This is a genomic window from Agromyces mariniharenae, from assembly GCF_008122505.1.
In the GTDB taxonomy this organism is placed as follows: domain Bacteria; phylum Actinomycetota; class Actinomycetes; order Actinomycetales; family Microbacteriaceae; genus Agromyces; species Agromyces mariniharenae.
In genome coordinates, this window is the sequence record NZ_VSSB01000001.1 from 1 (window position 1) to 21,955 (window position 21,955).

Genomic DNA, 21,955 nt, shown 5'->3' on the forward strand with positions numbered 1-21,955 from the left:
TGAGCCAGGATCAAACTCTCCAAAAAAAATGTTCAACCAACACCCCGAAGAGCGCCGGTCAAGAGTTGACCTCTGACAGACAGAACAATCAATACTGACTGTCCATCAATCCAAAGGAATCCCACCAGGCCAAAAGGCCCAGTCGGGGTTCAAAAATTGGCATTGAACATAGTGCACGCTGTTGAGTTCTCAAGGAACGGACGCACCCGACGTTAGGACCCCGTGGGGCCGATCAGTCGGAGCTGTTTCGTTCTCAACCGGTCATCCCATGAGGACGGTTCCGGATGCTTCGAGCTCTGCGAAGAGATGCTCTTCGAGGCTCGGGATCTTCGTGCCGCTTGAGGCCGAGAGGCTGTGGTCCTGATGGACCCTGCCGCTCTCTCGCTCCTGTGGGGCAACGAATGAATACATTACGTCGATCCGGGGGGTCGTGCAACTCGGCGTTGCATCCCGGGCGTGTCGCACCTCGGACCCCCGGAATTCCGCGGATCTGGGCGCTCGACCCCGAGAACGCCGGAGGCCCCGATCGCTCCCCCGACGGGGAACGATCGGGGCCTCCGGCCGAGGCATCCGTCGGCTATTCGACGAAGACGCCGGCGAGGGTCTTCTTGCCGCGCCGGAGCACGGCCATGCCGCCGGGAGGAACGCGGCCCTCGAGGGTCGCGGTCTCGTCGTCGACGCGTACGTTGTCGAGCGAGACGCCGCCCTGCGCGATCGCGCGTCGACCCTCGCTCTGGCTCGCGACGAGTCCGGTGTCGGCGAGCAGCTGCGCGATCGACGCGTTCGGCGAGGTGGTCGTGTTCGGCAGCTCGCGCAGCGCCGACTCGAGGGTGTCGGGATCGAGCACCGAGAGGTCGCCCTGGCCGAAGAGCGCCTGCGAAGCCGCGAGGACCGCGGCCGTGGCATCGGGCCCGTGCACCAGGGTCGTCACCTCATGGGCGAGCACGCGCTGCGCCTCGCGCCTGAACGGCTCGCGCTCGACGAGTTCCTCGAGCTCCTCGATGCGCGCGCGACTCAGGAAGGTGAAGACCTTGAGCCGCGAGATCACGTCGGCGTCGTCGGTGTTGAGCCAGAACTGGTAGAAGCGGTAGGGGCTGCACATCGCGGCATCCAGCCAGATGGCGTTGCCTTCGCTCTTGCCGAACTTGGTGCCGTCGGAGTTCGTGATGAGCGGCGTGCCGATCGCGTGCACGTGCTCGCCCTCGACCCGGTGGATGAGGTCGGTGCCGCTCGTGAGGTTGCCCCACTGGTCGCTGCCGCCCGTTTGCAGCCGGCAGTCGTACTGCCGGAAGAGCTCGAGGTAGTCGAACCCCTGCAGGATCTGGTAGCTGAACTCGGTGTAGCTGATGCCGACGTCGGAGTTCAGGCGCGACGCGACGGCGTCCTTCTTCAGCATGGTGCCGACGCGGTAGTGCTTGCCGATGTCGCGCAGGAAGTCGATGGCCGAGAGGCCCGAGGTCCAGTCGAGGTTGTTGACCATGCGCACCGCGTTGTCGCCCTCCCCCGAGAGGAAGCGGCTGACCTGGCCGCGGAGGTAGCCGACCCATTCGGCGACGGTCTCCTTGGTGTTGAGCGTGCGCTCGGCCGTGGGGCGCGGATCGCCGATGAGCCCGGTGGACCCGCCGACGAGCCCGAGCGGCTTGTGGCCCGCCAACTGGAGGCGCCGAAGCGTGAGGATCTGCACCAGGTTGCCGAGGTGGAGGCTCGGGGCGGTGGGGTCGAACCCGCAGTAGTACGTGATCGGCTCGCCGGCGAGGAGCTCCTTCAGCGCAGCCTGGTCGGTCGACACGTGCACGAGGCCGCGCCAGTTGAGCTCCTCCCAGACGTCTTCGAAGGAGGCGTCGTTCTGCTGGGAAGCGAGGATCTCGGGGTCTGACACGCCAGCAAGGCTATCAGCGGGATGCTCATCGAAGACTTCGAGCCATATCCTTGATTCTCAGTGCTCAAGTCTCTATCATTGATCTTGCATAGTTCATCTCTCATCATTGATCACCGCGATTCAAGCCCGACGACCTGAGCGCCGCGGGCGGGAAGGATCAGGGATGTTCGTCATCACCGCCGACCAGGTCGCCAGCCGCCGCGACGCCGACCGCACGGGCGCCCTCGTCGAGGCGCTCGCCGAGCGCTACGCCGACCAGCTCGTGCTCCCCGCCGACCAGACCGCCGGCGACGAGATCCAGCTCGTCACGCGCTCGGCGTCCACCGCCCTCGCCGTCGTGCTCGACGCCACGCGCACCGGACGGTGGAGCGTCGGGCTGGGCGTCGGCGGCATCCGGATGCCGCTGCCCGATGCCGCACGCAAGGCCTCCGGGTCGGCGTTCATCGCGGCCCGCGAAGCGGTGGGGGCCGCGAAGCGCGCCGACGGCCGGTTCGCGCTGCGCGCCGCGGGCGATCCGCAGGCGGCGGCCGATCTCGAGGCGCTGGTCCGGCTCCTCCTGCTGCTCCGCGAGCGCCGAACCGAGCCCGGCTGGGAGGTCGTCGAGCTCATGCGCACGGGCCACCAGCAGAAGGAGGCCGCCGCGATCCTCGACGTGAGCGCCGCCGCCGTGAGCGCCCGCCTGAAGGCGGCGATGTGGCGGGCCGAGGAGGATGCCAGGCCCGTCCTCGAACGGCTGCTGGCCGAGCTCGACGAGCGGCTCGCTGCGCACAGCGCCGGCGAATCGGGAACCGCCGCGGCGGAGTGACCACGCCACCCCGTGGTGCCTCGCTACACTGCTCGAAGCTGCGGCCGCCGGGTCGCCGCCCGGAAGGAGCACCGTGAACCTCGTCGCCGTCGCCGATGGCATCTCCTGGTCGGCGCTCCTGCTGTTCCTCACGGCGGCGACGGCCCTCTCGGTGCTCGCGTTCCTGCGTCCACGGCCGGCGCTCGTGTGGTTCGCCGCAGGCGCGCTCGGCGTCGCGCTGCTGGCGGCCGCCTCCATCTCGGAGCCGACCGGGCGCACGGGATTCGGGCCGCTGGTCACGATCCTCGCGTTCACGGCGGCGGTGTTCGGCGGCAGCCCCGCCGCGGCCACCGCGCTCAACCTCGCGATGGGCGGCACCGTGGCGCCCGGCCTGCACGGCGGCATCATCGTCGCCGAGCGCCCGACGCCGGCCGAGCAGCGCCAGGGCGTGACGACGGGCGTCCGCCGGGAAGTGCTGCGCGGCGGGCTCACGATCGGCATCCTCGAGCGCATCGCGACGGCGGGCACCATCATGGCCGGGTTCCCCGAGGGCCTCGCGATCGTCGTCGCGGTGAAGGGCGTCGGCCGCTTCACCGAGCTCGAGGCGCCCGAGGCGCGCGAGCGGTTCATCATCGGCACGTTCGCCAGCCTCATCTGGGCGTGCGCGGCCGCGCTCGTCGCGCACCTCGCGCTGCGCTGAGCCTCGCTTCCGCGGAACGACCGCCTCAGTCGTCGGAGCGCGCGTGCCGCCGGTACGGCGAGACGCCCGGCTCGCCGGGGATCCAGAAGCGCCACGGGAACGCCGCTCCCCCGCCGGCGCCGCTCACGCCGGTGCGCGGGCCCGACTCGAACGGCTCGGGAGCGGTCGGCACCTCGAGCGCGTACGGCGGCGCGAGCAGGTCGTCGCCGCTCGCCGACAGGGGCACGCCGAGGGCGACCGCGAGCCGGGCGGGTCCGCGCGCGAGGTCGCGATCGGATGCCCCGGGCCGCCGCAGCCGCGCGAGCTCGAGCCCCTCGACCACGGTGCCCCCGCGCAGCAGCACGGCCGACGACGATCCCGGATGCCCCGCCACGACGTTGAGGCACGTGTGCATGCCGTACGTGAAGTACGCGTACAGGTGCGCGGACTCGCCGAACATCACCGCGTTGCGGCGGGTCTGGCCGCGGAACGCGTGCGAGCCGGGATCCTCGCCGACGCCGCGATACGCCTCGACTTCGGAGAGGCGGATGGCGACGCGGCCCTCCTCGGAGTCGTGCGCGAGCACCGCCCCGAGCAGGAGCGGCGCGAGCTCGACGGAGTCGCGCGCGAACCACTCGCGTCCGACGGCGACGAGGGCCTCCGACATCGCTCGCTCAGCGACCGCGGCCGGCGGCCGGCAGGCCGACGACGAGGTGGCGCACGCGGTCCGTGAGGCGGGCGAACTGCTCGTCGACGCGCGTCGGTGCGGTGCCGCCGATGCCGTCGCGGCTCGCGACCGAGCCCTCGACCGTCAGCACCTCGCGCACGTCGGGCGTGAGGTGCGGCGAGATCGCGGCCAGCGCGGCATCGTCGACGGCGTCGAGCCCCAGCCCGCGCTCCTCCGCGTAGCGCACGAGCGCGCCCGTGATCTCATGGGCGTCGCGGAACGGCACGTGGCGCTTCACGAGCCACTCCGCGACATCCGTCGCCAGGGAGAAGCCGGCGGGCGCGAGCTCGGCCATGCGGTCGGTGTGGAACTCGAGCGTCGCGATCATTCCCGTGAACGCCGGCAGCAGCACCTCGAGGGTCTCGACCGAGTCGAACACCGGCTCCTTGTCCTCCTGCAGGTCGCGGTTGTACGCGAGCGGCAGCGCCTTGAGGGTCGCGAGGAGGCCGGTGAGGTTGCCGATCAGTCGGCCCGACTTGCCGCGCGCGAGCTCGGCGATGTCGGGGTTCTTCTTCTGCGGCATGATCGACGATCCGGTCGAGTAGCCGTCGTCGAGCGTGACGAAGCCGAACTCGCGGGTGTTCCAGAGGATGACCTCCTCGGCGATGCGCGAGAGGTCGATGCCGATCATCGCCGCGACGAAGGCGAACTCGGCGACGACGTCGCGGCTCGCGGTGCCGTCGATCGAGTTCTCGGCGGGCGCGGCCAGGCCGAGGTCGCGGGCGACGGATGCCGCGTCGAGCCCGAGCGTCGACCCGGCGAGCGCTCCCCCTCCGTACGGCGACACGTCGGCGCGCTTCGTCCAGTCGAGGAGCCGCTCGAGGTCGCGGGACAGTGCCCAGCCGTGCGCGAGCAGGTGGTGCGCGAGGAGCACGGGCTGCGCGTGCTGCAGGTGCGTGCGGCCGGGCATGACGGCGGTGCGGTGCGCGTCGGCCTGCGACGCGAGCGCGTCGACGAGGTGCACGAGCTGCTGGCCGATGACGGCCGCGTGGTCCTTGAGGTAGAGCCGCACGAGCGTGGCGATCTGGTCGTTGCGGCTGCGACCGGCGCGGAGCTTGCCGCCGAGCTCGGGGCCGACGATGCCGATGAGTGCCGCCTCGAGCGCGCCGTGCACGTCCTCGTCGGACTCGGCGGCGACGACCTCGCCCGAGGCGACGCGCGCCTCGAGCGTGTCGAGGCCGGCGAGCATGGCGCCGAGCTCGTCGTCGCTCAGGTACCCCGCTGCCGCGAGCGCGCGGGCGTGCGCACGCGAGCCGGCCAGGTCGTAGGGCGCGAGCTGCCAGTCGAAGTGCGTCGACTTCGAGAGGCGGGCGAGCTCGGGCGACGGGCCGCTCGCGAAGCGCGCGCCCCAGAGCGCGCCCTCGTTCGTGCCGTGCTCGGAGGTCGTGCCGTCGGTGCCCTCGGGTCCGCCGGTGCCGGGTGCGTCGGTCATCACGCGTCCTTCCGCTCGAGCAGCCACACGAGCAGCGCCTTCTGGGCGTGCAGGCGGTTCTCCGCCTCGTCCCAGATGATCGACTGCTCGCCGTCGATCACGTCGGCGGTCACCTCGTAGCCGCGGTCGGCGGGCAGGCAGTGCATGAAGACCGCATCGGATGCCGCGAGCGACATGAGCTCGCGATCCACCCGGTAGGCGCCGAAGGTCGCCACGCGGTGCGCCTTCTCGTCCTCCTTGCCCATGGAGACCCAGGTGTCGGTCACGACGACGTCGGCGCCGGCGGCTGCCTCCGCGGCATCCGTGTACAGCGTGACGGAACCGCCGGTCGAGTCGGCGATGCGGTCGGCGTCGGCGACGACGGATGCCGCGGGCGCGAACTCCTCGGGCGAGGCGACGCGCACGTGCATGCCCGCGGTCACGCCCGCGAGCACGTACGACTGCGCCATGTTCGAGGCGCCGTCGCCGAGGAACGTCACGGTAAGGCCGGCGAGGTCGCCCTTGTGCTCGCGGATCGTGAGCAGGTCGGCGAGCAGCTGGCACGGGTGGAAGTCGTCGGAGAGCGCGTTGACGACGGGCACGGTCGTGCCGGCGGCCATCTCCTCCAGTCCGGCCTGCCCGTAGGTGCGCCAGACGATGGCGGACACCATCCGCTCGAGCACGCGGGCGGTGTCGGACGGGGTCTCCTTGCCGCCGAGCTGGCTGCTCGCGGTCGAGATGATGAGCGGGGAGCCGCCGAGGTCGGCGATGCCGACCGCGAACGACACCCGCGTGCGGGTCGAGGACTTGTCGAAGATCACGGCGACGGTCTGCGGCCCGGCGAGCGGCTTCACCGCCCAGCGGTCCTGCTTGAGGCGCTCGGCGAGGTCGAGGATCTCGGCCTGCTCGGCGGGCGTGATGTCGTCGTCGCGGAGGAAGTGGCGGGTCATGCGGTTCCGTTCATGTCGGGACGGTCGGGGAGGTCAGCGGCGCGTCGACGCGACGGCGTCGAGTGCTCGGGAGAACTTGTCGGCGAACTCGTCGACCTCGGCGTCGCCGATGATGAGCGGCGGCGCCATGCGGATGGTCGAGTCGTTGGCGGCGTTGACGATGAGGCCGGCGCGCATCGCCTCGGCCGCGAGCGGCATGGCGACCGGCTCGGCGAGGGCGACGCCGAGGAGCAGTCCGCGTCCGCGGGTGCCCGTGACGAGCGGCGAGCCGATCGCGTCGACGCGCTCGCGGATCTGGCCGCCGCGCGCGGCGGCGTTCTCGACGAGTCCGCCGGTCTCGATCTCGTCGAGCACGGCGTTGGCGACCGCGGTGGCGAGCGGGTTGCCGCCGAACGTCGAGCCGTGCTGGCCCTTCGAGTAGAGCGACGATGCGCGCCCGAACGTGACGAGTCCGCCGATCGGGAAGCCGCCGCCGATGCCCTTCGCGACCGTGATCGCGTCGGGCGTGATGCCCGAGTGCTGGAAGCCGAACCACTGGCCGGTGCGACCCGCGCCGGTCTGGATCTCGTCGACGATGAGCAGCGCGCCGTGCCGCTCGGTGAGCTCGCGGGCCGCCGTCATGAAGCCGTCGGGCAGCTCGACCACGCCGGCCTCGCCCTGGATCGGCTCGACGAACAATGCCGCGACCGACTCGTCGATGGTCGCCTCGAGCGCCGCGATCGTCGCGGGGATGTGCTCGACGCCGCCGGGCAGCGGCTCGAACGCCTCGCGCATGTGCGGCTTGCCGGTGAGCGCGAGCGAGCCCATGGTGCGCCCGTGGAAGCCGTCGACGAGCGCCACGACCCGTGAGCGCGCACCGCCCGAGTTGTTGAGCCGGGCGAGCTTGAACGCCGCCTCGTTGGCCTCGGCGCCGGAGTTGCCGAACCAGGCCCGTCCGTGTTCGCCCGCACCGGCGAGCCGGATGAGGCGCTCGGCGAGCTCGAGGGCCGGCTCGGTCGTGAAGTAGTTCGACACGTGCGCGAGGCGCGACGCCTGCGCCGTGACCGCCTCGACGAACACCGGATGCGCGTGGCCGAGCGAGTTCACGGCGATGCCGGCGAGGAAGTCGAGGTACTCATGGCCCGCGTCGTCCCACACCCGCGCGCCCCTGCCGTGGTCGAGCTTCGCGAGCGGCATGCCGATCGAGCGCATGATGCGCCGGTCGAAGCGCGCCTGCCAGTCGAGCACGTCGATATCGGTCATGCGGGCACCACCTCCGTGCCGATGCCCGACTGGGTGAACACCTCGAGCAGGATCGAGTGCGGGATGCGGCCGTCGATGATCGCGGCCTTCGCCACGCCGCCCTCGACGGCCTCGAGGCATGCGGTCATCTTCGGGATCATGCCCGACTCGAGGTGCGGGAGCAGCGCGATGAGCTCCGGCACGTCGATGACCGACACGAGCGAGTCGCGGTTCGGCCAGTCGCGGTAGAGGCCGGCCACGTCGGTGAGGATGACCAGCTTCGCCGCACCGAGGGCGACCGCGAGGGATGCCGCGGCGGAATCCGCGTTCACGTTGAGCGACTGGCCGGGGTTCGCGGCGTCGGGCGCGATCGACGAGACGACCGGGATTCGGCCGGCGTCGAGCTGCGCGTGCACGGCCGCCGGATCGACCGCGACGACGTCGCCGACGAGTCCGAGGTCGACCTCCGCCCCGTCGACGATCGCGCCGCGGCGCCGTCCGGTGAACAGGCCCGCGTCCTCGCCGGAGAGGCCCGCCGCGAGGGGGCCGTGCCGGTTGATGAGCGAGACGAGCTCGCGGTTCACCTGCCCCGACAGCACCATGCGCACGACGTCCATGGCCTCGGGCGTGGTCACGCGGTAGCCGCCGCGGAACTCGCTCTCGATGCCGAGCCGCGACAGCATCGACGAGATCTGCGGCCCGCCGCCGTGCACGACCACGGGCTTGATGCCCGCGTACCGCAGGTACACCATGTCCTCGGCGAAGGCGCGCTGCAGCTCGGCGCTCACCATCGCGTTGCCGCCGAACTTCACGACGATCGTCTCGCCGTGGAAGCGCTTCAGCCAGGGCAGCGAGTCGATGAGCACCTGCGCCTTGGCATGTGCGGACGCGGCATCCGCCCCGTCGTCGGCCGCGCCCTCGACGGCGTGCGGGATTCCGTTCTCGTTCTCGTCGGTCATGCTCAGCTCGCGTAGGCGCTGTTCTCGTGCACGTAGTCGTGCGTGAGGTCGTTGGTCCAGATGGTGGCGGATGCCTCGCCCGCGTGCAGCTCGATGAGCACGTGCGTGGCGCGCGGGGTGAGGTCGACCTGCTCGCGCGGCGCGTCGGGGCGGCCGGCGTGGCAGACCCGGACGCCGTTCATCGACACGTCGACGAGGTAGGGGTCGAACGGCGCCTGCGTCGTGCCGATCGCGGCGAGCACACGGCCCCAGTTCGGGTCGTTGCCGAAGATCGCCGCCTTGAACAGGTTGTTGCGGGCGACGGAGCGGCCCACCTCGACGGCGTCGTCCTCGGTCACGGCGCCGCGCACCTCGATCGTGATGTCGTGGCTCGCGCCCTCGGCGTCGGCCTGCAGCTGCAGCGCGAGCGACCGGCACGCCTCGGTCACCGCGTCGGTGAACGCGGCGGGATCGGGCGTCACGCCCGACGCCCCCGACGCCATGAGCGTGACCTGGTCGTTCGTCGACATGCAGCCGTCGGAGTCGAGCCGGTCGAACGTCACCCGGGTGGCGGCGCGCAGCGCCTCGTCGAGGCGCGCGGGCGGCACGAGGCCGTCGGTCGTGAGCACGACGAGCATGGTCGCGAGGCCCGGCGCGAGCATGCCCGCCCCCTTCGCGATGCCGCCGACGCGCCATCCGTCGCCCTCGACGACCACGGTCTTGGGCTTCGTGTCGGTCGTCATGATCGCGCGCGCGGCATCCTCGCCGCCCTGTGGCGTCAGCCGGGCGACCGCCGACAGCACCCCCTCCTCGAGGACCTCGATGTCGAGCTGCTCGCCGATGAGTCCCGTGGAGCAGACGAGCACGTCGCCCGAGGAGACGCCCAGCGCGGAGCCGGCGGTCTCGGCCGTGTGATGCGTGACCTGGAAGCCCTCAGGTCCCGTGAAGCAGTTCGCGCCGCCCGAGTTCAGCACGATCGCGGCGGCCTGGCCGTCGGCGATCGCCTGCTCCGACCAGAGGATGGGGTTCGCCTTCGCGCGGTTGGACGTGAACACGGCCGCCGCCGCGTTCGACGGTCCGCGGTTCACGATCACGGCGAGGTCGAGGGCGCCCGAGCGCTTGATGCCGGCGGCGATGCCCGCGGCCTCGAAGCCGGCGGGTGCGGTGACGGTCACGGTGCGACTCCGTTCACGGGGAGGCCGGTCGACTCGGCGATGCCGAGGGCGATGTTGGCCGACTGGATCGCCGCGCCCGCGGTGCCCTTCACGAGGTTGTCGACCGCCGCGACGACCACCACGCGGCCGGCCGTCTCGTCGACCGCGAGGCCGAGGAGGGCCGTGTTGGCGCCGAGCACGTCGGCGGTACGCGGGAACTGCCCGGGCGGCAGGAGCTGGACGAACTGCTCGCCCGCGTAGGCGTCCTCCCACGCCGCACGCACCGTCGCGGCATCCGTGCCGGGCACGATGCGCGCCGTCGACGTGGCGAGGATGCCGCGGGACATCGGCACGAGCACGGGCGTGAACGAGATGGTGGGCTCGGACGCGCCGGCCCAGCGCAGGGCCTGTGCGATCTCGGGGATGTGCCGGTGCACGCCGCCCACGGAGTAGGGGTTCGCCGAGCCGAGGATCTCGCTCGCGAGCAGGTGCGCCTTGAGGCTCTTGCCCGCGCCCGACGGTCCGACCGCGAGCACCGACACGAGGTCGCGGTCCTCGATGACGCCCGCACGGATGCCGGGGGCGAGCGACAGCGCGACCGTGGACGCGTTGCAGCCGGGGGCCGCGATGCGGCGGGTGCGTGCGAGCCGGTCACGCTGCGTGCCCGACAGTCGCGGCAGCTCGGGGACGCCGTAGCTCCAGGCGCCGTGGTGGTCGCCGCCGTAGAAGGCCGCCCAGTCGGATTCGCGCTCGAGCCGATGGTCGGCGCCGCAGTCGATGACGAGCGTCTCGTCGGGCAGTTGCGCCGCGATCGCTCCGGATGCCCCGTGCGGGAGCGCGAGGAAGACCACGTCGTGTCCGGCGAGCGTCTCGGCGCTCGTCTCCTGGAGCGTCAGGTGCGTGTAGGCGCGCAGGTGCGGTTGCACCGCGACGAGCGGCTGGCCGGCGTTCGCGTGCGCCGTGACCGTGCGCACCTCGAAGTCGGGATGATCGGCGAGGAGACGGAGGATCTCCCCTCCGGCATAGCCGGACGCGCCGGAAACGGCGACGGAGTACGTCATGAATCCACCTTAGGGTCTGCGGGGTCGGGGCTGAGGTCCGGCGACGCCCCGCAGGCTCGGCAGATCAGGCCGCTGCAGGGGTCGCCGGGATTCGGCGGACGCCACGACGTCGGAGGCCGCGCTCGACGCCACGCGCGAGGCGTGCGGAGCGGTCGATCCGAGCGGTGGACATGCCCACGACCCTATCGAGCCGCCCCGCGTCGAGGCAATTCGGCGCGTCATCCGGCGACCTCGATCATGCTGCCGAATGGGCCTCCTTGTGGGTGTTGCCGCCGATGGTCGGGTGGCGAAGAATGTGCGCCAGTGCGCGCCGCTCCGACCCGAAGCCGTCGCGCGGACAGGGTGGGACACCATGGACCGACGGACCTTCCTCATGCTGACGGGCGCGGGCGCGGCGATGGCCGCCACGCAGGTCGCGGCGGCCCCGAGCCGCGGCTCAGGGAACCTGGGGCTGACCCCGTACTTCCGGAACACGGTGGTCTTCGACGTCGAACGCGGGCTCGTCGGGTTCGGTCCGTGCAGCTGACACTCCCCTAGGCTCGGTTCGACGACCGCGTCTGCGTCGTCGGGCTCGTCGGACGAGGAGGACCCATGTCCCTGCGCGTGCTGTTCATCGGCGGCAACGGCATCATCAGCTCGGCGTCGAGCGCCCGGATCGTCGCCCGCGGCGACGAGCTCACGCTGCTCAACCGTGGCACGAGCACGACCCGGCCTCGCATCGAGGGCGTGCGGCACCTCACGGGCGACGCCGGCGACCCCGCCTCGATCGCCGCCGCGATCGGCGACGAGACGTTCGACGTGGTCGCGAACTTCCGCTCGTTCACGCCCGACCAGGTCGCGCGCGACCTCGAGCTGTTCGAGGGGCGCTGCCGCCAGTTCGTCTACATCTCCTCGGCATCCGCCTACCAGAAGCCGATCGGGCACCTGCCCATCACCGAGTCGACGCCCCTGCGCAATCCGTACTGGCAGTACTCGCGCGACAAGATCGCGAGCGAGGACCTGCTCGTCGCGGCCTACCGCGAGCGCGGCTTCCCGGCCACGATCATCCGCCCGTCGCACACGTACGACGCGACGAGCGTGCCGCTCCTCGGCGGCTGGACCGCCATCGACCGCATGCGCCGTGGCAAGCCGGTCATCGTCCAGGGCGACGGCACCAGCCTCTGGACGCTCACGCACACGCGCGACTTCGCCGTCGCATTCACGGGCCTGCTCGGCAACGAGCGGGCCGTCGGCGAGGCGTTCCACATCACGTCCGACGAGGTGCTCACCTGGGACCAGGTGGGCGCCGCGCTCGCCCGCGCGGCCGGCGCGGAGTTCCGGCCCGTGCACGTCGCGAGCGAGGCGATCGCGCGCGAGCTCCCCGAGGACGGACCCGGCCTCGTCGGCGACAAGGCGCACTCGGTGATCTTCGACAACACGAAGGTGAAGTCGCTCGTGCCCGAGTACCGCGCGGTCATCCCGTTCTGGCGCGGCGCGCACGAGATCGTCGACTGGCACGACGCCGACGCGTCGCGTCGCGAGGTCGACGCCGAGCAGGATGCCGCGTTCGACCGGCTCGTCGAGCGCTACGGCGCCTGACCATCGCTATTCCCGGATCGCCGCGCCCGTGCGCTCGCGGGCGACCGCGGCGCCGGCGAGCTTCGCCTCGCTCGCCTCGGCGGCCGTCAGCGTGCGGTCGTCGGCGCGGAACCGCAGCGCGAACGTGAGGCTCTTCGACCCCTCGGGCACGCCCGTGCCGCGGTAGTCGTCGACGAGGTGCAGCTCCTCGAGGAGCGCACCGGCGCCCTCGCGCACTGCTCCGGCGACGGTCGAGGCGGGCACGCCCGCGTCCACGAGGAGCGAGAGGTCCTGCGTCGCCGCCGGGTACGTGCCGATCTGCCCGGCCTCGAGCCCCGGCTCGGTGAGCGCGATGACCGCATCGAGGTCGAGCTCGACGACGGCGACGACGCGCGGCAGGTCGTTCTCCTCCGCGACGGAGGGCAGCAGCTCGCCCGCGAACCCGACCGGACGGCCGGCCACGCGCAGCTCGGCGGTGCGGCCCGGGTGGAGCGCCTGGTGCGAGCCCTGCGCCACCTCGATCTCGGCGCCGACCGCGAGCGCCACCTGGCGCACGACGTCGAGCGCGTCGACGATGCCTGCGGGCACCGCCGCCTGGCCGGGCTGCTTCGTCACGACGTCGCCCACGAGGAGCGCGCCGACGTGCCGCGGCTGCGGCGGGATGCCCGCCTGCAGCGCGTCGAGCTCGGCCTCGGACGGCCGCCGGTCGCCCACGGGCAGTTCGGCACTGCCGTAGGTGCGCCCCGCCTCGGGGAGGAACACGAGCCCGAGCTCGAACAATGAGACGTCGACGAGGCCGCGCGAGCGGTTGCGCTTGGCCGCGGCGACGAGCCCCGGCAGCAGCGAGCGCCGCAGGAGCGCGGCCGAGGCGTCGAGCGCGTTCGCGAGCTTCACGGATGCCACGGACGAGCCGTCGGCGCTGCCGAACCGCGCGTTCTCGTCCTCGGTCGCGAACGGGAACGAGAGCACCTCGGTGGATCCGGCCGCGGCGAGCGCGTCGGCGACCCGGCGCCGGATGCGCTGCGAGCGCGTGAGGCCGCGTCCGGGCGGGGCGACGGGGAGCACCGACGGGATGCGGTGGTACCCGGCGAGGCGAGCCACCTCCTCGGCGAGGTCGGCCTTGCCGGTGAGGTCGGGACGCCACGACGGCGGCACGACGGAGAAGCCCTCGGCGGTGCGCGTGATCGCGCCGCCGATCTCGGCGAGCGCGTCGTGCACCTCCTCGTCGGTGTACTCGACGCCGATGAGCTCGGTCACGTACCCGTCGGGCAGCAGGATCGCCTCGCGCTCGGGCGCCTCGTGGATGAGCGAGCCGCCCGCGTCGGCGGTTCCGCCCGCGAGGTCGGCCATGAGCTGCGCGACGCGCGTCGCCGCCGCAGCGGCGATCTGCGGGTCCACGCCGCGCTCGAACCGCTTGGACGCCTCGCTCGGGAGCTTGTGGCGGCGCGCGGAGCGGGCGATCGACACCGGGTCGAAGTTCGCGGCCTCGATGAGCACGTTGCGCGTGGCATCCGACATCTCGGTGTCGGCGCCGCCCATGACGCCGGCGATGCCGATGGCGCCGCGGTCGTCGGTGATGAGGAGGTCCTCGGGGTCGAGCGTGCGCTCCTTGCCGTCGAGGGTCGTGATCACCTCGCCGGGGGTCGCGCGACGCACGACGATGCCGCCCTGCAGGCGGTCGAGGTCGTAGCCGTGGATCGGCTGGCCGAGCTCGAGCATGACGTAGTTCGTGATGTCGACGAGCACCGAGAGCGACCGGATGCCGGCGAGCTTCAGCCGCGCGACCATCCACGCCGGGGTCGGGCGGGTCGGGTCGACGTCGCGCACGATGCGCGTCGCGAACACCGACGAGCCGACGCGGCCGCGGATGGGCGCCTCGTCGCGGACCTCGACGGGGAACACGTCGCCCGAGCCGGCTGCGCCGGACACCGTCGCGGGGCTCGACAGCTCGACCGGGTCGCGGTACCGGGCGCCGGTCGCGTGCGCGTACTCGCGGGCGACGCCGCGGATGGAGAACGCGTAGCCGCGATCGGGCGTGACGTTGATCTCGACGGCGGCGTCGTTCAGGCCGAGCAGCTCGATCGCGTCGGTGCCGACGGGCGCGTCGATGCCGATCGTCGACAGGCGCAGGATGCCCTCGTGGTCGTCGCCGAGGCCGAGCTCGCGCGCCGACGCGATCATGCCGTCGGACACGTGACCGTAGGTCTTGCGCGCGGCGATCGGGAACGGGCCGGGCAGCACAGCGCCCGGCAGCGTCACCACGACCTTGTCGCCGACGAAGAAGTTGCGGGCGCCGCACACGATGCCGTGCACCGCGTCGCCGCCGTCGGCCGCCGTCTCGCCATCGGGCGCGACGCGCACCTGGCACCAGCGGATGGTCTTGCCGTTGGACTGCGGCTCCTCGGTGAACTCGAGGACCTCGCCCACGACGATCGGGCCCTGGAGCTCGAACGTGTGCACGTCCTCCTCCTCGAGGCCCACCTGCACGAGGGCGGCGTGCACGTCTTCAGGCGTCGAACCCGGCACGAGCTCGACGTATTCGGCGAGCCAGCTCAGGGGCACTCGCATGTCTCAGACCACCATTCCGAACTGCTGGGAGAACCGGACGTCTCCCTCGACCATCTCGCGCATGTCCTGCACGCCGTTGCGGAGCATGAGCCCGCGCTCGATCCCCATGCCGAACGCGAAGCCCGTGTAGACCTCGGGGTCGATGCCCGCGGCCTTCAGCACGTTGGGGTGCACCATGCCGCAGCCGCCCCACTCGATCCAGCGCGCGCCGCCCTTGAAGGTCGGGTGCCAGAAGTCGAGCTCGGCGCTCGGCTCGGTGAAGGGGAAGAAGCTCGGGCGCAGGCGGACCTTGGCCTCATCGCCGAAGATCGACTTCACGAAGTGGTCGAGGGTGCCGCGCAGGTGCGCCATGGTGAGGCCCTTGTCGACCGCGAGGCCCTCGAACTGCATGAACACGGGCAGGTGCGTGGCGTCGAACTCGTCGGTGCGGTAGACGCGACCGGGTGCGAGCACGTAGATCGGCACCTCGCGCTCGAGCATCGAGCGCACCTGCACGGGGCTCGTGTGGGTGCGCAGCACGAGGTGCGCCTCGGGCGGGTCGACGAAGAAGGTGTCCTGCATGGCGCGCGCCGGGTGGTCGGCGTCGAAGTTCAGCGCGTCGAAGTTGAACCACTCGCTCTCGACCTCGGGGCCCTCGGCGATCTCCCAGCCCATGCCGGTGAACACGTCGCACACCCGGTCCTGCAGCAGGGCCAGCGGATGCCGCGCCCCGGCCGTGTACCGCGATGGCAGCGCCGTGACGTCCACCGCCTCCGCCTCGAGCTGTGCGGCCGCCTCGGCCTCGAGGATCTCGGCCTCGCGCACCGCGAACGCCTGGTTCACGCGACCGCGCGCGCCGCCCACCAGCTTGCCGAGGGCGGCCTTCTGGTCGTTCGGCACGTTGCGGAGCTCGGCGTTGAGCTGCGCGAGGGTCGACTTCTCCCCCGTGTGCTTGGTGCGGACCTGCTTCAGCGCGGCGGAGTCGCCCGCCGCGGCGATCGCCGCGAGTGCGGCGTCGACGGCCGCCTGGACGGCCTGCTCGGTGATTTCACGGGGCTCGGACACAAGGAACGAGTCTAGCGGGCGGGCGTGGTGCGATGAGGCCGCGACGCCCCCCGGCCCGCGTCGTCGCGAGCGCGCGGCGCCGCTCGGGCATCGGGCGACCGCGACGACGTCGATCAGGTGCCGGGTCCGCGTGCCTCCGCGCGCGCCTCGGTGACGAGCAGCCCCTGCGTCGGGTCCTCGACCGGCTGGGGACCACCGGCCTTGCCGCCGGTGCGGTACCGACGGTCGCCGCGCCGGGCGAGCCAGCGTGCGAACCACGACAGGCTGAGGTTCATCACGAGGTAGATCAGGAACGTGACGACCCACAGCGGGAAGAGGTAGCGGTTGCCGAAGAAGCTGCCGAGGTTGTTCATCGTGGTGCGCAGCAGCTCGGGGTAGCCCACGATGAAGCCGAGCGAGGTGTCCTTCAGGAGCACGACGAGCTGGGCGACGATGATCGGCAGCATCTGCCGGAACGCCTGCGGGAACTCCACGAGCATCTTCGACTGCAGCTGGCGCATGCCGAGGCTGAGGGCCGCCTCCCGCTGGCCGCGCGGCAGCGCGGCCAGGCCGGCTCGGAGCGCCTCGCCGATGAGTGCGCCGTTGTAGATCGCGAGCGCCGCGACGACGGCCCAGTAGTCGCCCGTCGCGAACACGAGCAGGATGAAGAGCATCATCAGCAGGACGGGCATGCCGCGGAAGAACTCGATGACGACGGCCGTCGGAATGCGGATCCACGGGTTGCGGGCGCTGCGCAGGAGCGAGAGCACGACGCCGAGCGCGACCGCGAGCACCGACGCGACGAGCGCGGCGCGCAGCGTGTTCCAGACGCCCTGGCCGATGAAGGTCCAGACCTCGGGGTCCAGGAAGATGTCCCAGCGCGACTCGTCGAACATGCCCGGCAGGGTGATGCCGCCGGACTCCTTGGGCGCGTTGAGCACGAGGAACATCCAGAGCAGGCCGCCGGCCACGGCCAGCGCCGCGATCACGGACAGTACCCGCGAGAGGGTTCGGGCGCGGGGGCCCGGCGCGTCGAACAGCACGTTCGCGTTGCTCATCGCTGCACCACCCACTTCCGCTCGAGTTGGACCGCGAGCAAGCCGAGCGGCACCGTGATGAGGAGGTAGAACGTCGCGACCCCCAGCAGGATGGGAATGACCGCGTCGCCGTTGTCGTTGGCCAGCTGCTTGCCGACGGCGAACAGCTCGACGACGAAGAACCCACCGGCGACCGAGGTGTTCTTCGTCAGGGCGATGAAGACGTTGATGAGCGGCGGGATCGTCATCCGGAAGGCCTGCGGGAAGATGACGAGCGAGACGGTCTGGCGGAATCCGAGGCCGACGCTGCGCGCGGCCTCGGCCTGTCCGACGGGCACGCCGTTGATGCCCGACCGCAGCGCCTCGGCGACGAACGGCGACGTGTACACCGACAGTGCGATGATCGCCGCGACGAGGTAGGGCAGGCGCGACCCGAGGTAGGGCAGCACGAGCGCGCAGAAGATCAGCACGAGGGTCAACGGGGTGTTGCGCACGATCTCGGTGTAGACGGTCGCCACGAGCCGGAGGGTCGCGACCGGCGAGATGCGCATCGCGGCCACGATCGTGCCGATGACGAGCGCAGCGAGCCCGCTCACGAGCAGCAGCAGGATCGTCGTGCCGAACCCGCTCAGGTAGGTCGGCAGGTTGTCGATGACGGCGTCCACGGAATCCCTTCGCCCGTGTGGTGCGGATGGACCCGGGCCGGCCGTTCCGCCCGGCCCGGGTCATCCATCGGTCGGTTCAGTAGCGGTCGACGGCAGGCGGGTCGATGAACGGCAGCACCGTGCCGGCCGTCTCGTTCCACGCCTCCTCGTAGCGGCCGTCTTCATAGGCCGCCTCGAGCACGTCGTTGATCCACATGCGGAACTCGGTGTCCTCGAGCGCGAGGCCGATGCCGTACGGCTCCTCCGTGAAGGGCTCGCCGACGACCTTGAACTCGCCCTCGTTCTGGGCCGCGAGGCCCGCGAGGATCACGTTGTCGGTCGACACCGCGACGACCTGGCCGCTGCGCAGCGGCTCGAGGCAGTTGGTGTACGTGTCGGTGAGCACCGGCTGCGCGCCGATCTCGGCGAGCTTCGCAGCGGGCGTCGAGCCCGTGACCGAGCAGACCGGCTGGCCCACGAGGTCCTCTTCGCTCTCGATGTCCTCGTTGTCGGCGAGCACGAGGATCGACTGGCCGGCCATGTAGTACGGACCGGCGAAGGAGACGACTTCCTTGCGCTTGTCGTTGATCGTGTACGTCGCGATGACGATGTCGACCTGGCCGTTCTGGATGAACGGCTCGCGGTTCGCGGACACGGTCTCGACCCACTCGATGTTGTCCTCGGAGATGCCGAGCTCGGACGCGATGATCTTGCCCATCTCGACGTCGAAGCCCTCGGGCTCGCCCGACGGGCCGACGAGGCCGAACAGCGGCTGGTCGAACTTCGTGCCGATGGTGATCGAGCCCGCCTCGGAGAGGTCGGCCATCGTCGTGCCGGCTTCGAAGGTGGGAGCCGCCTCGGGCGTCTCCTCGGCCTCGCCGCCGCCACCGCCACCGGCGCAGCCCGCGAGCGCGAGGGCCGTCGCGGCGCCCGCCGCGACGAGTGCGAATCTCATCCGTTTCATGTGTCTGCCTCTTCTCGTGTGGTGTTCCCTCGCCGCTCGTGGCAGCGCAGGCTTTCTCAGTGCTCGAGGATCTTCGAGAGGAAGTCCTTCGCGCGATCGGACTCGGGGTTGTCGAAGAACTGCGCCGGCGGCGCCTCCTCGACGATGCGGCCGTCGGCCATGAACATCACGCGGTCGGCCGCGCGACGCGCGAACCCCATCTCGTGCGTCACGACGATCATCGTCATGCCCTGCTCGGCGAGGCCGACCATGACGTCGAGGACCTCGTTGATCATCTCGGGGTCGAGCGCGCTCGTGGGCTCGTCCATCAGGATGAGCTTGGGGTTCATGGCGAGCGAGCGCGCGATCGCGACGCGCTGCTGCTGCCCGCCCGAGAGCTGCGCGGGCAGCTTCTTCGCCTGGTTGGCGACGCCGACGCGCTCGAGGAGCTCCATCGCCTTCGCGTCGGCGTCCTTGCGCGACATCCGCTTCACCCGGGTCGGCGCGAGCGTTACGTTCTCGAGCACCGTCTTGTGGGCGAAGAGGTTGAACGACTGGAACACCATGCCGACGTCGGCGCGAAGCTTCGCGAGCGCCGCGCCCTCCTCGGGCAGCTGCTCGCCGTCGATGGTGATCGTGCCGGAGTCGATGGTCTCGAGGCGGTTGATCGCGCGGCACAGGGTCGACTTGCCGGAGCCGCTGGGGCCGATGACCACGACCACCTCGCCGCGGTTCACGACCGAGTTGATGTCGTTCAGCACGTGCAGATCGCCGAAGTGCTTCTCGACGTGGTCGATGACGACGAGGGGTTCGCCGCGGCGCACCGAGATGTTCGACGTCGCGGGCGCCTGCTGGGTTGGCTCCATACCCCCCAAATTAGGGCGCGCAGGCCTGCCGCCACAAAGGCACGCGGCCGGTGGTTACCTATTCGTGACCCACGCTGCGCTGCGCGAAGGCGCTCTCGTACAGGCACACGGATGCCGCGGTCGCGAGGTTCATCGATTCGGCGTGTCCGTAGATGGGCACCGTCACCACGCGGTCGGCGAGCGCGAGCTGCTCGTCGGGGAGCCCGTGCGCCTCGTTGCCGAACAGCCACGCCGTCGGCCGCTCGAGCACGCCCTCGGTGCGGGCGGAGAGCAGGTCGTCGCCCTTCACGTCGGCGGCGAGGACCGTGAGCCCCGCGGCGCGGGCGCGCTCGAGCACGTCTTCCAGGTGGCCGCCCACGGCGACCGGGAGGTGGAAGATCGATCCCGTCGAGCTGCGCACGACCTTCGGGTTGTACAGGTCCACGGTGCGCCCGGTGAACACCACGGCGTCGGCGCCCGCGGCATCCGCTGCCCTGACGATGGTGCCCGCGTTGCCGGGGTCGCGCACCTCCTCGAGGATGGCGATGAGGCGCGGCCCCGCCGCGAACACGTCCTTCACGGCGGTCGGGAACTGGTGGCAGACGGCGACGAAACCTTGCGGCGTGACGGTGTCGGCCATCGCGTCGAGGACCTCCTCGGTCACGAACTCGACGTCGACGCCCGCGTCGACGGCCGTCTGCGCGATGTCGGTGTATCGCTCGAGCGCCGTGGGCGTGGCGTAGAGCTCGACCACGAGCTGCGGCCGGAAGGTGAGCGCCTCGGCGACGGCCTGCGGCCCCTCGAGCAGGAACAGCCCGCTCTCGATGCGAGCCGGCTTCTTCGCGAGCTTCGCGACGGCGCGGACGCGCGGCGACCTCGGGTTCTCGAGCATGGAGCCAGTCTAGGGACGACGGATGCCGCGGCGGACATGCGAAACGGCCCGGCACCCCGCGGATCGGGTGCCGGGCCGTTGGGCCGAAGCAGTGGCTACGCCGCGGTCTTCGGGGCCGAGGTGTCGGCCCCGAAGAACGCTGCGGGCCTGGCTACGCCGCGGTCTTCGGGGCCGAGGTGTCGGCGCTGAAGAACGCTGCGGGCCTGGCTACGCCGCGGTCTTCGGGGCCGAGGTGTCGGCCGGGAGGGCCTGCTTGGCGCTCTCGACGAGGGCCGCGAAGGTCGCGGGCTCGTTCACGGCGAGCTCGGCGAGGATGCGGCGGTCGACCTCGATGCCCGCGAGGCCGAGGCCCTGGATGAAGCGGTTGTAGGTGAGGCCGTTCTGACGCGAGGCCGCGTTGATCCGCTGGATCCAGAGGCGACGGAAGTCGCCCTTCTTCTTGCGGCGGTCGTTGTAGGAGTAGACGAGCGAGTGGGTGACCTGCTCCTTCGCCTTGCGGTAGAGGCGCGACCGCTGACCGCGGTAGCCCTCGGCGCGCTCCAGGATGACCCGACGCTTCTTGTGGGCGTTGACCGCCCTCTTCACTCTTGCCATTGCTCTGTTTCTTCCTTACGGGTCTCGCGGCTCAGCGGCCGAGAAGCTTCTTGACGACCTTGGTGTCGGGGGCCGACAGGACCTTGTCCGCGTTGAGGCGGCGGGTGCGCACCGAGGACTTGCCCTCGAGGTTGTGGCGCATGCCGGCCTGCTGCTTCTTGAGCTTCCCGGTACCGGTGATCTTGAAGCGCTTCTTGGACCCGGAGTGGGTCTTCTGCTTCGGCATCTCGTGTTTCTCCTTGGTTCTGCCGCCACCGGAGTGGCGGACGGGGGTGCTAGGCCTGGTCCTCGGTGGACTCGGCCGCCTGCGTCTCGGGCTCGCCCGCGGCATCCGCCGCCGGCCGCGCCTTCGCCGCAGCACGCTGTGCATTCGCCTCGGCCTTGGCCTCGGACTTGTTCTTCAGAGGAGCGATGACCATGACCATGTTGCGGCCGTCGATCGTGGGGTTGTGCTCGACCGTGCCGAACTCCACCACGTCTTCCGCGAAGCGCTGCAGGAGGCGGACGCCCATCTCGGGACGCGACTGCTCGCGGCCCCGGAACAGGATCATCGCCTTGACCTTGTCGCCGGCCTTCAGGAAGCCGACGGCGCGCTTCATCTTGGTCTCGTAGTCGTGCTTGTCGATCTTGAGGCGGAACCGGACCTCCTTGAGGACGGTGTTCGCCTGGTTGCGCCGCGCTTCCTTCGCCTTCTGCGCAGCCTCGTACTTGTACTTGCCGTAGTCCATGATCTTGACGACCGGCGGACGCGAGTTGGGTGCGACCTCGACGAGGTCGAGGTCGGCCTCCTGCGCGAGCCGCAGGGCCACCTCGATCTTCACGACGCCGACCTGCTCTCCGCCGGGTCCCACGAGGCGGACCTCGGGAACGCGGATACGGTCATTGGTACGCGGATCGCTGATGCGTGTTCTCCTCTACTCAAGCTGTGCTCGAACGGGAGGCGGATGCCGCCCGTCGACGAGAGCGGAAGATCCACGCAGGCTCGCATGGAATCACACCGTGCGGCACTACGGCACCCTGTCTACTTCCCTGCCTGAGCCGGAGGCTC

General features: G+C 71.2%; 22 protein-coding genes. 4 read left to right on the top strand and 18 right to left on the bottom strand.

The features are described 5' to 3' along the window. Positions 1–577: 577 nt before the first annotated feature. Entirely contained in the window at positions 578–1,879 is a 1,302-nt protein-coding gene (gene tyrS, locus FYC51_RS00005; RefSeq protein ID WP_148731603.1) for a tyrosine--tRNA ligase, read from the bottom strand. Between the two features lie 163 nt (positions 1,880–2,042). Here tyrS and FYC51_RS19055 point away from each other — a divergent pair, with 163 nt between their 5' ends. Beyond that, complete coding sequence (locus FYC51_RS19055; RefSeq protein ID WP_187432422.1) at positions 2,043–2,684, top strand: DNA-binding protein; 642 nt, start codon at positions 2,043–2,045, stop codon at positions 2,682–2,684. A 73-nt stretch (positions 2,685–2,757) separates the two neighbouring features. After that, a complete protein-coding gene (locus tag FYC51_RS19480; RefSeq protein ID WP_238476142.1) occupies positions 2,758–3,363 on the top strand; it encodes a hypothetical protein in 606 nt (201 codons plus the stop codon). 25 nt (positions 3,364–3,388) lie between these two features. Here the strand turns inward: FYC51_RS19480 and FYC51_RS00020 are convergent, their stop codons facing one another. From FYC51_RS00020 to argC, 7 genes are read right to left on the bottom strand one after another with little or no spacing between them, the layout of a single operon-like run. After that, positions 3,389–4,009, bottom strand: coding sequence for a DNA-3-methyladenine glycosylase (locus FYC51_RS00020; RefSeq protein ID WP_148731604.1), 621 nt, complete (start codon positions 4,007–4,009; stop codon positions 3,389–3,391). Positions 4,010–4,016: 7 nt separating this feature from the next. Continuing rightward, on the bottom strand, positions 4,017–5,501 hold the full coding sequence (gene argH, locus FYC51_RS00025; protein WP_148731605.1) for an argininosuccinate lyase: 1,485 nt from the start codon (positions 5,499–5,501) through the stop codon (positions 4,017–4,019). Further along, a complete protein-coding gene (argF, locus tag FYC51_RS00030) occupies positions 5,501–6,430 on the bottom strand; it encodes an ornithine carbamoyltransferase (protein ID WP_148731606.1) in 930 nt (309 codons plus the stop codon). The genes argH and argF overlap by 1 nt, the downstream gene beginning before the upstream one ends. A 33-nt stretch (positions 6,431–6,463) precedes the next feature. Further along, positions 6,464–7,672, bottom strand: coding sequence for an acetylornithine transaminase (locus FYC51_RS00035; protein ID WP_148731607.1), 1,209 nt, complete (start codon positions 7,670–7,672; stop codon positions 6,464–6,466). Continuing rightward, complete coding sequence (argB, locus tag FYC51_RS00040; RefSeq protein WP_148731608.1) at positions 7,669–8,610, bottom strand: acetylglutamate kinase; 942 nt, start codon at positions 8,608–8,610, stop codon at positions 7,669–7,671. Before argB ends, FYC51_RS00035 begins: the two co-directional genes overlap by 4 nt. A gap of 2 nt (positions 8,611–8,612) precedes the next feature. After that, complete coding sequence (gene argJ / locus FYC51_RS00045) at positions 8,613–9,764, bottom strand: bifunctional glutamate N-acetyltransferase/amino-acid acetyltransferase ArgJ (protein ID WP_148731609.1); 1,152 nt, start codon at positions 9,762–9,764, stop codon at positions 8,613–8,615. Beyond that, positions 9,761–10,804, bottom strand: coding sequence for an N-acetyl-gamma-glutamyl-phosphate reductase (gene argC, locus FYC51_RS00050; RefSeq protein WP_148731610.1), 1,044 nt, complete (start codon positions 10,802–10,804; stop codon positions 9,761–9,763). Before argC ends, argJ begins: the two co-directional genes overlap by 4 nt. 352 nt (positions 10,805–11,156) lie before the next feature. Here argC and FYC51_RS19060 point away from each other — a divergent pair, with 352 nt between their 5' ends. Then, positions 11,157–11,330, top strand: a complete 174-nt coding sequence (locus FYC51_RS19060) for a hypothetical protein (RefSeq protein WP_187432423.1) — start codon at positions 11,157–11,159, stop codon at positions 11,328–11,330. A 65-nt stretch (positions 11,331–11,395) separates the two neighbouring features. Next, complete coding sequence (locus tag FYC51_RS00055; RefSeq protein WP_148731611.1) at positions 11,396–12,382, top strand: NAD-dependent epimerase/dehydratase family protein; 987 nt, start codon at positions 11,396–11,398, stop codon at positions 12,380–12,382. Between the two features lie 6 nt (positions 12,383–12,388). Here the strand turns inward: FYC51_RS00055 and pheT are convergent, their stop codons facing one another. From pheT to infC, 10 genes are all read right to left on the bottom strand, one after another. Continuing rightward, the gene (gene pheT, locus FYC51_RS00060) at positions 12,389–14,929 is read right to left on the bottom strand and encodes a phenylalanine--tRNA ligase subunit beta (RefSeq protein ID WP_148731612.1); all 2,541 of its coding nucleotides are present in this window, start codon (positions 14,927–14,929) and stop codon (positions 12,389–12,391) included. Between the two features lie 3 nt (positions 14,930–14,932). Next, positions 14,933–15,973 carry a phenylalanine--tRNA ligase subunit alpha gene (pheS, locus tag FYC51_RS00065; protein WP_148731613.1) on the bottom strand — a complete coding sequence of 347 codons (1,041 nt, stop codon included), beginning with the start codon at positions 15,971–15,973 and terminating at the stop codon, positions 14,933–14,935. A 113-nt stretch (positions 15,974–16,086) separates the two neighbouring features. Further along, on the bottom strand, positions 16,087–17,010 hold the full coding sequence (locus FYC51_RS00070; protein ID WP_148731614.1) for an amino acid ABC transporter permease: 924 nt from the start codon (positions 17,008–17,010) through the stop codon (positions 16,087–16,089). Next, positions 17,007–17,654 carry an amino acid ABC transporter permease gene (locus FYC51_RS00075; protein ID WP_148731615.1) on the bottom strand — a complete coding sequence of 216 codons (648 nt, stop codon included), beginning with the start codon at positions 17,652–17,654 and terminating at the stop codon, positions 17,007–17,009. The genes FYC51_RS00070 and FYC51_RS00075 overlap by 4 nt, the downstream gene beginning before the upstream one ends. 76 nt (positions 17,655–17,730) lie before the next feature. Beyond that, entirely contained in the window at positions 17,731–18,597 is an 867-nt protein-coding gene (locus FYC51_RS00080) for a glutamate ABC transporter substrate-binding protein (RefSeq protein ID WP_148731616.1), read from the bottom strand. Between the two features lie 56 nt (positions 18,598–18,653). Continuing rightward, positions 18,654–19,442, bottom strand: coding sequence for an amino acid ABC transporter ATP-binding protein (locus FYC51_RS00085; RefSeq protein ID WP_148731617.1), 789 nt, complete (start codon positions 19,440–19,442; stop codon positions 18,654–18,656). Between the two features lie 58 nt (positions 19,443–19,500). After that, a complete protein-coding gene (locus tag FYC51_RS00090) occupies positions 19,501–20,313 on the bottom strand; it encodes a TrmH family RNA methyltransferase (protein ID WP_148731618.1) in 813 nt (270 codons plus the stop codon). Between the two features lie 207 nt (positions 20,314–20,520). After that, entirely contained in the window at positions 20,521–20,907 is a 387-nt protein-coding gene (gene rplT, locus FYC51_RS00095; RefSeq protein WP_148731619.1) for a 50S ribosomal protein L20, read from the bottom strand. A gap of 31 nt (positions 20,908–20,938) precedes the next feature. Beyond that, a complete protein-coding gene (rpmI, locus tag FYC51_RS00100; protein ID WP_148731620.1) occupies positions 20,939–21,133 on the bottom strand; it encodes a 50S ribosomal protein L35 in 195 nt (64 codons plus the stop codon). A 49-nt stretch (positions 21,134–21,182) separates the two neighbouring features. Next, positions 21,183–21,809 carry a translation initiation factor IF-3 gene (gene infC / locus FYC51_RS00105; protein ID WP_148731621.1) on the bottom strand — a complete coding sequence of 209 codons (627 nt, stop codon included), beginning with the start codon at positions 21,807–21,809 and terminating at the stop codon, positions 21,183–21,185. Positions 21,810–21,955: the final 146 nt, after the last annotated feature.